Annotated in this window: 12 protein-coding genes and 1 tRNA gene; 3 read left to right on the forward strand and 10 right to left on the reverse strand. The window is 66.4% G+C overall.

Annotated features, from left to right (window positions below; all coding sequences use genetic code 11):
* Positions 1-54: 54 nt before the first annotated feature.
* A tRNA-Thr gene (locus FJY73_04185) sits at positions 55-130 on the reverse strand.
* Positions 131-406: 276 nt separating this feature from the next.
* Between FJY73_04185 and FJY73_04190 the strand changes: the two genes are divergently transcribed.
* Together FJY73_04190 and FJY73_04195 are read left to right on the forward strand one after the other, a co-directional pair.
* The gene (locus FJY73_04190; protein ID MBM3319855.1) at positions 407-2,509 is read left to right on the forward strand and encodes a tetratricopeptide repeat protein; all 2,103 of its coding nucleotides are present in this window, start codon (positions 407-409) and stop codon (positions 2,507-2,509) included.
* The gene (locus tag FJY73_04195) at positions 2,506-3,486 is read left to right on the forward strand and encodes a glycosyltransferase family 2 protein (protein MBM3319856.1); all 981 of its coding nucleotides are present in this window, start codon (positions 2,506-2,508) and stop codon (positions 3,484-3,486) included. Before FJY73_04190 ends, FJY73_04195 begins: the two co-directional genes overlap by 4 nt.
* Positions 3,487-3,503: 17 nt before the next feature.
* On the opposite strand, the gene FJY73_04200 is transcribed toward FJY73_04195, so the two are convergent.
* From FJY73_04200 to FJY73_04220, 5 genes are all read right to left on the reverse strand, one after another.
* Positions 3,504-3,875 (reverse strand): heavy-metal-associated domain-containing protein, encoded by a 372-nt coding sequence (locus FJY73_04200; protein MBM3319857.1) that lies wholly within the window; start codon positions 3,873-3,875, stop codon positions 3,504-3,506.
* A gap of 93 nt (positions 3,876-3,968) precedes the next feature.
* Positions 3,969-5,372, reverse strand: a complete 1,404-nt coding sequence (locus FJY73_04205) for a response regulator (protein ID MBM3319858.1) — start codon at positions 5,370-5,372, stop codon at positions 3,969-3,971.
* A 14-nt stretch (positions 5,373-5,386) separates the two neighbouring features.
* Complete coding sequence (locus FJY73_04210) at positions 5,387-5,776, reverse strand: DsrE family protein (GenBank protein ID MBM3319859.1); 390 nt, start codon at positions 5,774-5,776, stop codon at positions 5,387-5,389.
* A gap of 39 nt (positions 5,777-5,815) precedes the next feature.
* A complete protein-coding gene (locus FJY73_04215) occupies positions 5,816-6,358 on the reverse strand; it encodes a DsrE/DsrF/DrsH-like family protein (GenBank protein ID MBM3319860.1) in 543 nt (180 codons plus the stop codon).
* Positions 6,359-6,389: 31 nt separating this feature from the next.
* Positions 6,390-6,632: a sulfurtransferase TusA family protein gene (locus tag FJY73_04220; protein MBM3319861.1), complete on the reverse strand. Its 243-nt coding sequence runs from the start codon at positions 6,630-6,632 to the stop codon at positions 6,390-6,392.
* A gap of 357 nt (positions 6,633-6,989) precedes the next feature.
* Here FJY73_04220 and FJY73_04225 point away from each other — a divergent pair, with 357 nt between their 5' ends.
* Positions 6,990-7,175 carry a helix-turn-helix domain-containing protein gene (locus tag FJY73_04225; protein MBM3319862.1) on the forward strand — a complete coding sequence of 62 codons (186 nt, stop codon included), beginning with the start codon at positions 6,990-6,992 and terminating at the stop codon, positions 7,173-7,175.
* 57 nt (positions 7,176-7,232) lie between these two features.
* Here the strand turns inward: FJY73_04225 and FJY73_04230 are convergent, their stop codons facing one another.
* The 4 genes from FJY73_04230 to FJY73_04245 form a co-directional block, all read right to left on the reverse strand.
* A complete protein-coding gene (locus tag FJY73_04230; protein ID MBM3319863.1) occupies positions 7,233-9,314 on the reverse strand; it encodes a tetratricopeptide repeat protein in 2,082 nt (693 codons plus the stop codon).
* Positions 9,315-9,976: 662 nt separating this feature from the next.
* Positions 9,977-12,556, reverse strand: coding sequence for a sigma 54-interacting transcriptional regulator (locus tag FJY73_04235; GenBank protein MBM3319864.1), 2,580 nt, complete (start codon positions 12,554-12,556; stop codon positions 9,977-9,979).
* A 29-nt stretch (positions 12,557-12,585) separates the two neighbouring features.
* The gene (locus tag FJY73_04240; GenBank protein ID MBM3319865.1) at positions 12,586-12,855 is read right to left on the reverse strand and encodes a hypothetical protein; all 270 of its coding nucleotides are present in this window, start codon (positions 12,853-12,855) and stop codon (positions 12,586-12,588) included.
* Between the two features lie 521 nt (positions 12,856-13,376).
* On the reverse strand, positions 13,377-14,474 hold the full coding sequence (locus tag FJY73_04245; protein MBM3319866.1) for a hypothetical protein: 1,098 nt from the start codon (positions 14,472-14,474) through the stop codon (positions 13,377-13,379).
* Positions 14,475-14,894 lie beyond the last annotated feature (420 nt).

Genomic DNA, 14,894 nt, shown 5'->3' on the forward strand with positions numbered 1-14,894 from the left:
ACTCTTTCTTCTCCGCCGCTTGCTAACCGGCTCGACAATCTCCGCGCTCATCTTTGGAGCTGGCGAGAGGAATCGAACCCCCAACCACCTCATTACAAATGAGACGCTCTACCAATTGAGCTACGCCAGCAGTTGAACCTCGACAGGAGATGCACCTGCAAAGACAGAACTTACAAGCTACCACCCGCGCCCGAGGGTGTCAATGAAAATACAACGGCTTTCGTTCTTTTTCATCTTTCGCCCCGCCGGGGAGACGGGGATCCGGCGAACGAAACCCGTCACCGCTCCCGGACCGCCTTGCCATGATACCGGTCCCTCTGCCATAGTCAAAGAGCTTTTCCACCCGCGTCCCCGCGAGGCGAGGGGTCTCGCCGCGCGCGAGGCCTTCTTGGGAGGGGCTAACCTCTTGAATGAAATCGGGATGCGGGCGCGAGCCTTTGGTATGGGGCACCGCCGCTTTCTTCTCGTCCTCTTCACGGCCGCCCTGCTTCCGCGCCTCCTATTTCTTTCCGAGGCAACGAGTTCCCCTCTCTTCGACCACCTCTATCTGGATGCCAAGTCGTACGACGAATGGGGGCGGGAGATCGCGTCCGGGAAGTGGCTCCGCAACGAGCCGTTCCACATGGCCCCGCTCTATCCCTACCTGCTCGGCAGCCTCTTCCAGCTCGTCGGGCATAACTTATTGATTGTGCGTCTGATCCAGCATTTCGTCGGGGCGGCCTCCGCCGTGCTGGTCTTCCTCGTGGCGAGGCGCCTTCTCGGCCGGGCGACCTCGGTTGTCGCGTACGTTCTCGCTCTCGGATACGTTCCCTTCATCTATTTTGAAGGACAGGTGCTCGCTTCCTCCCTCGGGGTCTTCCTCGGCCTTCTCAGCCTTCATCTTCTCTTGAGATCCCTCGAGAGGGAAGGGAAGGGCCTCTTCCCCGCCGGGCTCGTCCTCGGGATCGGGGCGGTCGCTCGCCCCAACCTTTTGTTTTTTATGCCGTTTGCGCTTCTCTGGGTTCTCGCCGCGGAGAAGGCGAGTCGCGCGCGCCTCCCGCTCTTCCTGGCCGGGTTCGCGCTCGCCCTCCTCCCCTCCACACTCCACAACTATCGCGCTTCCAAGGAGATCATCCCGATCTCCTCCCACGGGGGGGTCAGCTTCTATCTCGGCAACAACCCCTACACGCGCGGGGTCTATGTCCCGCCCCCCGAGTTCGGGGGAACTCCCGAGGCGATCGACATCTACGATTCCAGGCGGCTCGCGGAGAAAGATCTCGGGCGAAGGCTCTCGGCTTCCGAGATCTCTTCTTATTGGTATGCGAAGAGCTTCGATTTCATCCGGGAGAACCCGGGGCGTTTCTTCGGCCTCCTCGCGCGAAAAATCGCTCTCTATATGAATGCGTACGAAATCCCGCTCGACGTGAACTACGAGTTCGACCGCAGGCTGTACGCGGTCCTTCGCGCGGGACCATTCCCCTTCGGGCTTCTCCTCCCGCTCGCGATCGTGGGCGCCCTCTCAATTCCCCGCGACCGAAGGCGGGCGTATCTTCTCGTCCTCTTCGTCCTCGCGAACGCCGCCTCCGTCATCGCGTTCTTCGTGTGCGCGCGCTACCGCCAAACCGCGGTCCCCGCGCTCGCGATCCTCGCCGCGATCGCGATCGCGCGGCTCGCACGCGATGCGCGCGCCGCCCGATGGCGTTCGTTCGCCGGCGTCGCGGCGGCGGCGGCTCTCCTCGCGATCCCGATCCACCTCAACCTCTACGAAGGACGCGGGACGAGCGAGGTTCGCTCCACGGTCATCCTCGGCAGGGCCTACGCCGAGGCCGGGGACCGACAGCGCGCTGAGGACCTCTTCCGCGAGGCGCTTCGCCTCGCTCCCGGCCACGTCGACGCCGGCATGAACCTTGGGCTTCTCCACTATCGAGCCGGGCGCTTCGAGGAGGCCGCGGAGGCGTTCCGAGGCGCGGCCGAGGCCATGCCCGCTTTCGCCGGAGCGTGGAATAACCTCGGGAACGCGCTCCGCGAGGCGGGCCGACCGGACGTGGCGGTCGACGCGATCCGCGAGGCGACCCGCGCGGACACGTCCTACGCGGGAGCGTTCAATAACCTCGCCTACACGCTCGCCCTTGTCGGCCGCGAGGACGAAGCCGAAGAAGCGTACCTTCGCGCGATCCGCCTCGACCCTGCGTCGATCCACGCGCGGGCGAACCTCGCCGATCTCCAGTTCCGCCGCGGGAAGATTCCCGAGGCGGCGCGCACCACGGAGGAGGCGGCGCGCGCTCTCCCCGGGCTTCCGGCGGCCGCCTGGAAGAACGATCGAATCGCGCGCGCGGCGGAGCTCTCGCTTGCCGCGAGGGATGCGGCGGCGCGAGGCGAATCCCAGGCGGCCCTTCACGCGATCGCCGAAGCGCTCGCGATCGACGGCGCTCCCGTGCGCGAGTGGGCGGCGCGCGACCCGCTCGTCCGTCCGTTCCTCGAGCAAGCTCTCGCCCGGGAGCCCGGCGGCCGGGAGGGGAGGGGCCGATGAGCGGACGATCGATCGCGGCGATCATTCCGGTGAGAGACGCCGGGGCGACGATCGAGGAGACTCTCCGTTCGATTTATGCATCAAGCACACCGCCGGACGAGGTGATCGTCGTCGACGATGGATGCTCCGACCGCTCCATGGAGATCGCGCGGCGATTCCCCGCGCGCATCCTCCCCTCCGAGCCCCCCGGAGGGGTCGCACGCGCGAGAAACACCGGCGCGGCGGCAGCGCGAGGGGAGATCCTTCTCTTTGTCGACGCGGACGTCGTGCTCGAGCCGAACGCCGTTCGGGCGGCGGCGGACGCCCTCGCCGACCCGGGTGTCTCGGTCGCCGTCGGGCTTCAGTCGGCGGTCTCCCCGTTCCCGAACGCGGCGAGCGTTTATAAGAACTACTGGCTCCACTACACGTACAAGAAGAGGGCCGAGCGCCTGGCGGTCCTCTATTCGAGCGCGGTCGCGATTCGCCGAGAACCATTCGAGCAGGCGGGAGGCTTCGACCCGAACTACCGCACGCCGAACATCGAGGACTCGGATCTCGGGAAGCGGCTCACCGACGCCGGATGCCGGATCGCGGTCGTTCCGGAGATGGAGTTTCGACACATCAAGCGATACGATCTTTCCGGCATGTTCCGCACCGACTTCCGGCGGACGGTCGGCATGACGAAGGTCCAGATCCGCGATCGCTTCCGTCGGATCCTCAAGGGGAACTACTCGTCGATCCCGACCTCGTTTCTCGTTTCGTGCCTTGCTCCGTGGATCGCGCCTCCCCTTCTCGCCGCAGGGGAGATCTTCGCGGCGCTTCTCTTCCCGCCCGCTCTCGTTCTCCTTCTCAACCGCGACTGGATCAGAAGCCTCGCGGAAAGCCAGGGCGCGCGCGCCGGACTTCTCGGCGCGTTCTTCCTTCACCTGGACGTGGTCGCGGTGAATCTCGGCGTGCTTTGGGGAATCGCGGAGTACGCGGCGGGAAAGAAATACTGATCGGCGCCGTTACGTTCCTACTGCGCGCGCGGTGTGGCCCGATAGCCGGCCGCGACGACCGCCTCCACCAACGCGTCCTCGATCGGATCGTTCGTCGAGAGGTCCACGCGGGCGCTCTTCTCTTCCAGGCTCACCTTCGCCGAAACGACCCCGGGCGTTTTCTCGAGAAACTCGGTCACCCTCCGCACACAACTGGCGCAGTGCATCCCCTCGACATCGAGAATGACCGTGCGCACCGGCGTCTCCGAGGCGCGGGAAGCGCCGGAGGTCGCCTCTTGTCCCTGCCCCGCGGAGGAGGGGGAACGGGATGCTCGGGACGCGAAGAGAAACGCGATCAAGACCGCGACGAGGACCGCGACGAGAAGAGCGATCAGCGATCGAGGATGCACGGCAAGGACCTCCTTCGGATGAAGACGAACGCACTGTTCATCTTCCACGAGAACGAGGCCGTTCGCAAACGGTTTCTCCGAGAGGGAGAAGGATCAATGGGAAGGACCGCTCTTTCGCGCCCAGCGGTTCACCGCGAGCCGCAGAGTCTTCGGATCGAAGGGCTTCACGACGACGTCGTTCATTCCCGCGCGTAGACACGCCTCGCGGCTTTCCTTGTCGGCGTGGCCGGTGAGCGCGATGATCGGGATCCGGCGCTCGGGGTCTTCCGAGGAGCGGATCTCCACGGTGGCGTCGAGCCCGCTCGTCCCGGGCATCTCGACGTCCATCAACACGAGATCGTACCGTTCGCGCGACAAGCACGCGATCGCTTCCCTTCCATCCGACGCGACATCGACGGAGTGGCCCGCCTTCTCGAGGAACTTCTTCGCGATCGATCGGTTGATTGAACCGTCATCGACCACGAGAATGCGGAGCGCACTGATCTCCGCTCCCTCGCGGGAGAGAGCGAAACCGAAGTGAGCGCCTCTCGCGTCCTCGCGGTTCTCCGCCCAGATTCTCCCCTCGTGCGCCTCGACGATCCTTCGCGCGATGGCGAGCCCGAGGCCGTGGCTCTCCTCGCCGCCGGTCGGCTTGGCCGAAAGGCGGCAGAACTCGCCGAACGCCTTTTGGAGGTCTTCATCGCTGAGCCCGGGGCCTTCGTCCAGAACGGAGACGAGCGCCTCGTTTCCCGTTTCGCTCACGCGAACCGTGATCCGCGTCGAGCCCGGCGCGTACTTGATCGCGTTCGACACGAGGTTATCGAGAACCTGCCGAATCCGAAGGCTGTCCGCCTCGACCACGGGGGCCGGATCCGGAACGTCCGCGACGAGGAGCTGTCCTTTTCCATGCGCGTTCCCCTCGTGGAATCGAGTCGCCTCGCGCACGAGGAGGCCGAGATCGGTCGGAACGCGCTGGATCTCGAGCTTGCCCGCGCCGGTTCTCGCCTCCTCGAGAATGCTCTCGAGCAGGCGGAGAAGACGCCCGCTCTCCTCGCGAAGGAGCGCGACATGCTGCGCGACTTCCCCCGCTGCTCCGGCGATCGACTCCGCGAGCAGCGTGGCGAGATTGTGGATGCCGCCGATTCCGCCGCGAAGATCGTGCGCGGCGACGCCGAGAATCCTCTTCTTCTCCTCGCCGGCCCGCCGGAGGTTCGTGTTCGCCCACTCGAGCTCCTCGCGCCGCGCCTGCAGCTCCGCCACCAGCTCGGCCGAGATCGCGTTCGCGCGCGCCAGCTTCTCGTTCGCCCGATGGAGTTCCTCGCTCCGCTCTTCGAGCTCGGCGACGAGCTCCGCAGACCGCACGTTCGCCTCGGCAAGCCGGTGGTTCGCCCTCATGAGCTCCTCGCTTTTTGCCTCGAGCTCGGCGACAAGCTCCGCCGCCTCTACGTTCGCCAGCGCGAGCCGCTCGTTGACCGCCTCGCGGTCCTCGGGGCGATTCGGCAGGGTCCGGTCTTCCATGCTTTCCCCCGAGGCTAGAACGTCACCACAATCGAGTTCGGGCCGAGATCGGAGACCACAGTGGCCAGACCGACCAGCTGGGCGCCGTCCAACAGACGTCCGTTCGTCTTGTTTCCATTTATACTGCAATAGTATTTGGTACAAGGAGCGCACACGAGAACCCGGCCTCCGAGCGAACGGAACTGTTCAAGATAGCTCACGAGCGGCTCGAACCCCTCCACCTGGATCCCCTTCATCGCGCCGTCCATCGCCCAGACCGTTCCGTCCATCGTGAGGAAGATCGAGGTCTTCCTGCCGAGCGCGAGGGTGGAGCATGCCCAGGAGAGCGCGAGCGTGGCGCGCGTCCCTCGATCTTGCTTTCCGGTCGTGAGAACGACCACTGCGTTCTGTTCGTTCGTCATCATCCTCCCCTTCACGCCCGCGCCGACCGGCGCCGACGCGAACTAGACAAAGAGAACCATCCGCCCTTTCATCGCCTTCCCGAGAAACGTCGCCACGCCGCACGGATCGACGCACCCGTCCCCGATGAGCTCGTCGCAGTCGAGGCCGAGAAGCGCGGCGGATGTGTCGCAGAGGTGGAAATGGGCGCCCATCTCCCGGGCTTTTTCGATCAGCTCGTCGAGATCTCCGATCCCGTGCTTCCGCATGCGATACCCGAGGAAGAGCTTTCCCAAGCCTCCCCAGTTCATTCTCGAGAGAGGCGCCCGCCCGGCTCCGCACGGAAGGAACTTCCCGAGCAGGCGGTTCATGAGCGGCTTGTTCGCGCTCGTCTTTTCCGCATCCCTGAGGGCGGCCGTCGCCCAAAACGTGAAGAAGAGGTGCACTTCCTGCCCGAGTGCGAGCGCGCCGTTCGCGATCGTGAAGACGGCGAACAAGCGGTCCCACTCGCCGCTGAAGCAGACGATCGAAACCGAGTCGCTCTTCTCCGTCTCGCGGCGCGGGGCGCTCTCTTCGAGAGCGGCGATTCTCGCCTCGAGGTCACTCATCCGTGCAGGATCGACCGTCCGAGCTTCCAAGCTAGAACCCTCCCATCAAACGGATGGTCGCAACGACGACGTTCCCCTCTCTCTCCAAGCGCGCGAGCTCGTTCTGCGTCGTCTCGCACCAGGCCTTGACATCGCTCTCGAACGCGAGATCGTCCGCGGTGATCACGATGACGGATCCCGGCTTCGCCTGGCGCCGCGCCTTGGCCAGCTCGACGATCGGCCGCGGGCAACGCATGCCCCGCGCTTCGATGCGTATTTCGTTGTTCGTGTTCATCCGCAGCGCTCCTCCGTCTGTTTTCATGTATGAACGATCGCGGCTGCCGGATGAAGCTGCCCGTTCCGGCAAAGGCTCGCTCTCTATGGAGTTTCGGCATGTGCCGCGCCGAACGTGAGAGCTCTACGGCGCCGCGCCGCCCGACCGGCCGCGGCTTTCGAGCTCGCTTCCGAACGAGGGAAAAACGCGCGGAGTCCGTTCATTCGAGATAAGATCGGGCGCCGCTCGGTCCAACGACGGAATCGGGGCGCCCGGCGCTCCCCCGGAGGGCGATCAGGGGCGTTCCGAACCGCCCTAAGCCGTTTCTCCCCGCGTGCCGATAGGGAGGTGAAGGCTTCGCCAACCAAGGAGGGATGTATGGATCGAGAGATACTGACCGCGGAACAAGTCGCCGACTATCTCCGGCTCAGCCGGAAGTCGGTCTACCGCCTCGCGCGCGCCGGCGTCCTCCCTGCGAAGAAGATCATGAACCAGTGGCGGTTCGAGCGGACGCGTCTCAACGAGTGGATTCGCGAGAAGGAAGAGGAACCGGTTAGCGTGTAGCCCAGATCCTGCGCGCGTTTCCCGCTGCGGCCGCAGATCTCGGCCGGCGTTCCCTTTCTAGTGTTGCTTCGCTCTTCGCAGAAGCTCGCGAATCCGTCCGTCCGACGGCCTTCGCTCGAGGTACGTCTCAAGCAGGCGAAACGCCTCCTCCTCGTTTCCCGTCCCGAGAAGAAAGACGCCCAGACTTTTCATTCCGTCCGGATAGTCCGGATCGAGCATGAGCGCACGTCTGTACTCGACGAGCGCCGTCTCCGGTCTCCCCATCTTCTCGGCGACGTATCCGAGCTGCAGGCGAACCTCTTTCGTCTCTCCGAGCGCGATGAGACGCCGGAAGGCCGCTTCGGCTTCCTCGAACCGATGAGCCCGCTCGTATGCGCGCCCGAGGTTGTAGAGAAGCGGGCGATTGTCCGGGGCGAAGCTCACCCCCGTCTCCAGAACCTCCAGCGCTTCCCGCAGCATGTTCTTGTGCATGAGAAGCGCACCCAGGTTGTTCAGGAAGTCCGGGTTTCTCGGCTCCGCCTCGATGGCCCGTTTCATCTCGACGAGAGCCGAATCGATCGCTCCGCTGTTGAAGTAGATCCCGGCGAGGTTGGCTCGCGCCTTCGCGTGATGGGGCGCGGAACGGACCGCCCGCCGGTACGCTTGAAGCGCTCCCTCCGTGTCGCCGAGCGCCTCGCGCGCAAGGCCCACGTTGTTCCAGACGTCCGCGCTCTCCGGATCGCGCTCGAGCGCGCGATCGTACTCCGCGAGCGCGGCGCGCGGATCCCCTCGGTCATAAAGGATCTTCCCGAGATGAAGATGCGCGCGGACCACGCTCTCCCGCGGCACGGAGAGAGGCGTGAAGTTGAGAACCAGAACGAGCGCGGCGAGCGCGGCGGCTGCTTTCCCGAACCGCGCACGCGACCGCGCCCTCTCCGCGAGATGAAGAACCGCGCCGGCCGCGAAGAGAAGATGCACGGGAAAGACCGGCATCCGGTATCGAGACGCGAACGGGAACGGAAGGATCGCGAGAAGATAGGAGAGAAGGAAGAGAAGAGGGAGGTTCCGAGTCCAGCTCGCGCGGAGCGCGACAAGCACGCCGAAGAGCGCGAGAGGAGCGAGAACCGCCGCCGGAAGAAAGAGCATCTTGAGGACGGCGGACCTCTCGCGGAAGAAGTCGAAGTCGTGGCTGATCTCGACCTCCCACCCGCCCCAGAAAAGCAAGAAACGCTTCGCCGCGCGCGCGGCCGCTCGGATCGGCTCCTTCCCCATCTCCGCAAACGCTTTTCCATAATAGAAGCGGTCCCGATCGACCTCTCGAAACGCGCCGGCGTCGGTCGCGAGTCGTTCGATCGCCTTCCACTCATACCCCGGAGCGATCGACGCGAGACCGTCCGCGCCCGCCCGGTTCCCGATGTAGAAGTTCATCCCGCCGTTCGCTTGGATGAGGACCGGATCCCCGATCGCAGCGTTTCGGAAGAAGACCGGCGCGACGAGAAGCACGGTCCCGAGGAGCACGAAGAGCGCGCGGCGCGGCGCCGCTTCCCTCGGACCGGAACGGAACGCCCAATAGAGGAGAACCGGAAGGGCGGCGAGGATCGTGGGGCGCGTGATCGCGGAGAGACCCGCGAGCGCCCCGACGATCATCCACGCGCGCGGCCGCACGCCGCGGCGCGCGAGGCCGAGCGCGACGCGCAAGAGGAGCAAGTTCAGGAAGACGACGAGCGTCTCCGCGAGCAGAAGCCCCTCGAGGAATAGAAACCGCGGGTAGAGAGCCGCGAGCGCGGCGGCGACGAGTCCGGTCGATCGGCCGCCGATGAGCCTCCCGGCATCGTACAGAAGAAACAGGATCGCGACGCCGAGGAGATGCTGGGCGAGACAGATCCAGCCGTACGACGCGCCGGCGCGGAGAAGGAGCGCGAGGAGATAGGGATAGACCGGTCCGTGGATGTGGACGCGCGTCCAGAGCCACTCGCCGTCCGCGATCGCCCGCGCCCAACCAAAGTACTCGGCGGCGTCGATGATCGGCTGGCCGAAGAACGGGTTCCGCGCCGACTCCCAAAGATAGATGAGCCGGACGGCGAGAGCCGCGAAGAGAAGGATCGCGATCGCCGTCACGCGCCGGGATCCGGCCTTCGCCTTCTTCCGTTTCACCTTCAAGAAGATGCCTCCGCGTCCGCTCGCTCCCGAGAATAGCAGATGCGGCGCGGGCGGGAAGCGTCCCCTCGATCTGGTGCGAGAAAGAAGACGAGCGTGCGAAGGAAGGAGAAGAAAGCAAGGACGGGCCCGCATCGGTCGACCGACGACCCGGAGTCCCGGGTTGGATCCCGCTTCCTAGGCTCCCCCTGCAAGCCACGGACTCGGGATCGGCCGGCTCGCCGCATCCGGGAGGTCCGGCGTCGTTCGCGGTCGACCGTGCGGTGCCCGCCCTCAAGGAACGATCGTCTCGGCCCGAACCGAACCAGGACGGGCTTCGCGCGCCCGCTCCGCCCATCCCTTCAAGACCGAATCATGGCTCGAGACGTGGGCTCTTCCGCCCCTCGGCCCCTATTCCAAGAGACGGAAACCGCCGGCTGGGCGTTCAGAAGAGCAAATGGCGGGCCCGACCTCGCGCCGGTTCTGTCCAGACTCGCAACGAATTGTCTCGCAAGGAGTTTCGTTAGAATCGAGGCAAGACGAAAGAGCGGGCGGGCGAGATCATTCTCCACGAGCAGGGAACCCGGTTTCCGGCCGTGTCGCGTACGTTTCGCTTAACTATCTACGGAACAACCGGTTGCCAGATGGAAACGAAGTTCCCGGCCGAGGGTGCCCACAGGGCGGTCCTAGCGTCGTGAGCGCCGGGATGGGATGGTCGAGGAGGCCGGCTTCTCCGGCTTCTCGGTGAGGTCGTAGCGCCGGATCTTGTTGCGGAGACCGCGAAGGGAGAGACCCAGCTCGCGCGCCGCGCGGCTCCGGTTCCAGCCGAGCCGTTCGAGGACATCGGCCACGCGCCGCTTTTCGAGCGCCTCGATCTCGTCCCGAAGAGCCGCCGGCGTGTCCTTCCCGTCCGAGGACCGCGCCGGATCCCCTTCGAAGACGAGATCCGACGGGAGGTGCTCGATCTCGATCCGGTCGCCCGGCGCGAGAAGGACCGCGCGGAGGATCGCCTTCTCGAGCTCGCGCACGTTCCCCGGCCACGCGTACTGTTCGAAGAGACGCTCGACCTCCGGCGCGAGAAGGATCGACGGGCGCCCAAGCTCTCTCCGGAACCGCTCGAGGAAGTGCGCGCCGAGAATCGCGACGTCCCCGCGCCGCTCTCTGAGCGGCGGAAGCCGGAGCACAATGTCGTTGATTCGATAGAAGAGATCCTTGAGGAATCGATCTTCGTGGATGTCGCGCCGGAGCGAAAGGTTCGACGTGGCGCAGACGACGCGCACGTCGACCGCGCGCCTCCGCGTGCTTCCGATCGGACGGATCACGCCCTCGTCGAGCACGTGGAGAAGCGATCGCTGCACGTGAGGCCCCGCCTTGCCGATCTCGTCGAGGAGGATCGTTCCCCCATCCGCCTCATCGAAGAGCCCTTTGCGGTCCTCGACAGCGCCGGTGAACGCTCCTTTCACGTATCCGAAGAGCTCCGACTCGAGCAGTTGCTCCGGGAGCGAGGCGCAGTTCACCGTCACGAACGGCTTCCCCGCGCGCGGGCTCGACTCGTGGATCGCGCGGGCGAGGAGCTGCTTTCCGGTCCCCGTCTCCCCCTCGATGAGCACGGACACCGGGAAGCGGCTCACGCGCTCCGCGATGCGGAGGGTCTCGATCGTCGCCGGATCGCGCGTGATGATCTTTTCGAACGGAGAGCCGGGCGCCGCGGGCACGGGTTCCAAACGAGCGAGAAGCGCGCGGACCTCCGCGGTTTTCTCCGGGTTCCCCGCGCGGGCGAGCACATCGTTCGCGCGGGCGAGCACGGCGCGCGCCTCCGCGGAGGCGCCGACCTCGATCCAACCGCGCGCAAGATCGATCGACACGAGCGCTTCTTCCGTTTCCTCTCCGAGCTCCTCCCAAATCCGCTTCGCGCCGAGGAGATGCGCGAGCGCCCGTTCCGTCGAGCCTCGGCCTCCCCGGCCTGCCTCGATACGGCCCGCGACGACGAACGCCCGGGCAAGATCTCGCTTGTAGCCGATCCGCTCGAAGAAGCGAATCCCCTCCGCGATCTCCTCGCGGCCTCTCCGCCAGTCGCCGCGCGCGAGCGCCGCCTCCGCGAGAACTCGCCTCTGCCGCCCTTCGAGCGACGGATCGCCGAGCGCCGCGAGTGTTCCGGTGAGCTCGAGCGCGAGGCGCTCCGCCTCCTCGGCGGCGCCCCGTCGAAGGAGAAGATCGGCAAGTTCGAGAGCGACGGTCACCGCGGCGTCGCCGCCCGGCGCGACGGCGCGCGCGAGGGTGAGGGCGTCCTGGAGGCGCTCTTCCGCGCGCGAGCGAAATCCTCGCCGCTCCTCATCCGCGGCGCGAAGCTCTTCAATCAAAATCCGTTCACGTGGAAAGCGATTGTCCGCGCAGATCGCCTCGGCGGCTTCCATTCGCTCGCGAAACTCGCTCGTGCGCGCGCCATCGAGCGCGAGCCGAGCAAGCGCGATCAGCGCCCGCGCGCTCCCGAGCTCGTAGCCGATCTCGGAGAAGACGCGGAGCGCCTCGCGCGTCCCCGCTTCCGCTTCCACGGCGAGCCCGAGCCGATACGCGAGGTTGCCGCGGTTCAGGCTCGCCGAACCGTAGAGGTAGAGAAAGCCCGCGTCCTCCGCCCGACGCCGCGCCCGATCGAGATGCCGGAAGGCCTCCGTCCAGAGGCACTCCGACTTGGCAAGCGTGCCGAGGTGGATGAGCGTCCGGCATTCTCCCTCCGCATCGCCGGCGATCCGATAGGCGAGCATCGCCTCCTCGAAGTGATCGCGCGCCTCCGCGGCGAGCCCCTCGCGCTGCGCGACGACGCCAAGAAGAGATCGCGCGGGGCCGACCCACTCGCGCCGGTCTTCCCTCTCGGCGGCGGCGAGGCCCGCGTCCGCTTTCCGGCGAGCCGCGCCCAGATCCCCGCGCTCGAGCGCGATCCGTCCATCGAGAACAAGCGCGCCCGGGCGGACCCCATCGCTTCGCTTTGCCTCGGCGGCGAGGGCCGACGCCTCGTCGATTCCTCCGGTCCAGAAGAAACACCAGGCGAGCTTCTCGCGAACCTCGGCCCGCGCCTCGCGCGTCATTCCTTCGGCTCCCTCGAGCGCGCGCCGGAACTCTTCGATCGCTTCCTTGTATCGATTCGTTGAGAAGTAAATCGAGCCGAGGTCGTCGGAGAGCGCGCGAGGAGACGTCTCCGGCGGGATGCCGAGCATCTCGCGGATCTCGTGCAGATTTCGCTTCAGGCGAAACGGCTCCTCGAAGCGCATCCTCTTCCTCCTCGGCCTCTTGAGCGAACCTACCGCGGCAGAAATCCGGCGACGATCCAAAGGACCCGCGCGAACGTCCGCACGGATCTCGTGGCCTCGGCCGTCGACTCGAATTCCGCCGTCGGACCGCTCGGCGCCGTCACCGGGAAGTCGTCCGGGTCCGTGTCGCCGTTCGTCGGATCGAAGACCGGCGTCGGTCCCGGACCCGGCGGAAGCCGAATGAACCCCTCCGCCGGGTTCGCCGCGAGGAAGAGGAGGAGGAGAGCCGCCAAAACGGCCGATGCCTTTCTTCTCGACATCCCCGAGCCTCCCTTGGGGCCAAAGCCCCTGTAAAGAAACGAGTTGGGCGCCGGGCGGAACCCCTCGCTCCCCCCGCCGCCCGATTAGACTATACGCACGATTTCCGCAGGCGGACAGGGGAGGCGGGCGCGCTCGCCTTGCTTCTCAAGACGTGGCGCGGGCGTGGAGGGCACTTTGCCCGCTCGTCGCGTCGGTGGACGCGGCCGCGCTCTCGTTCCCGGCCGGCTAGCCTGGATCTAGCCGGCCCTTCGTGAACGAGAAGAAGGTGTTCTCGTCGGCGAGGCGAACGCCGGACATCAGGTCCTCGGGCGTCTTCCCCACCGCCTTGAGGCCGCCGGGGCAAGACATCAGGGGGACGCCCCGCTCAAGCAGCGAGGAGAGGGAGCCAGGGCCTCTGCTGATTCGCGCGGTCGCGCGAGGCTCGGGACCCGATCGAAAGCGCCGGGCTCGGAGCGAACGCTCCGGGAGCCTTCTTCGTTCGCCGGATGGACCCGCCCGGCTGTAAGCCTCCCGCCGATCACTACCGGATGAAGACGAAGTGCGCCCGCCGTTCGAGCGTTCCCGATGTCGCCCGGATCCTCCCCAGGGCGAAGTAGACGCCCGATGCGGCCCGGCCGCCTCCATCCTTCTCTCCGTCCCACGGAACCGCGTGCTCGCCCACCGACAGAACGCGTTCGATCGGCCTCGCGATTTCCCGTCCGGCGAGATCGTAGATCGAGACGCTCACTTCCGCACTCCAGGGGAGGGCGAGATCGAGCACGATCGATCCGCCGCCGGCTGTTCGAGCGCCGAACCGAACGGTCGAGGGAGAGGCCTCGTCCGCCGGAAGCTCCGCCACCCCCGTTTCTGTCCGCCGGAAGATGAGCAGGAGTTTCGTTTGTGTATAAACCGTGTCCCATGTTTCGCCCGGATCGATCTCCGCGACGATCTCGGTGAAGGCGCCGCTGCGCGACGCGTAGGTCAACACGGCGAAGCTGTCCCCGTCCTCCGGCTCGAACCCCTCGCTGGTCTCGATGACGAGTCTCCCGGAGAGCGTCGCGGCCCCTGGAACTCGCATGCGGCCATACTCCGTCGAGTCCGTTCCCGCGATCTCGAGCGCGAACTCCCCGGTTTCCATTTGGGAGTAGGCGGAGCCGACGGCGAAGACGCTTCCCGCGCCGATCGCGATCTCCCCGCCGTTTGCGAGCGACACGCCCGTCGCGAGCGCCCGCCCGCCGCGGATCTCGAGTCGGCCGTCCGCCGTGATCGAAGAGAGATTCGTGAGAGCGTCGGTCGTCCCGTTGTCTCGGTAGAGATTCGAGCCGATGCCGTCCAGAAGGATCGTCGCCGCGAGCGTTTGGATGTTCGCGCCGATGAGCTGCATCGTGCTGGTCTCGAAGACTTGCCAGGTGCCTCCGGTGAGAGTGCCCGCGGAGTAGTTGCCGGACGGATTGCCGGCCCGAAGGGTTCCGCCTCCCGTCGCTTCTGCCAGCCCCGTGCTCGTCAGCGTCGCGGTGATATCGAGGAGGGCGCCGTTTTCCGCGCGAAGGACACCATCGCTCGCCTTGGCGTTCGTGCCGAGGAGAAGCGTCTTCCCTTCACGGTCCGCAACGACAAGGTCGTGGTTCGTGAGGAGCACGGAGACCGTTCCTTCTCCTCGAATCGTGTGGTCTGCGCCGTGGATCAGGCTGCCTCCCGCGGATCCGCGGACCTGAGCGTCCGCTAGGTCGCCCGCCGGTCCCTTGCGTGATGGGGCCCGCGCCGAGAACGAGAACCCCCCCGCCCACCGCTTGGAACGTCGCGTGGTTGGTCTTCGGCTCGCTCGAGAAGACGAGCGATCGCCCCGGGGAATCGGCGGAGACGAGGCCGTAGTTGGTGAGACGCGGGTTCACGGTCCCCCGTCCGCGAATCGTGTGCGTCGAATCCTGCACCAAGGTGCCCCCCCCCGCCGCACGTGATCAGCTTCGCGTCATTCGGGTCTCCCGACGTCCGGAGCTCGATCTCTCCGGACCCTCCGAGGTCGATGTTCCCGGTCCCCGTGAAGCGGAGAACCATCGGC

This window comes from Candidatus Eisenbacteria bacterium (genome assembly GCA_016867715.1).
Lineage (GTDB): Bacteria > Orphanbacterota > Orphanbacteria > Orphanbacterales > Orphanbacteraceae > VGIW01.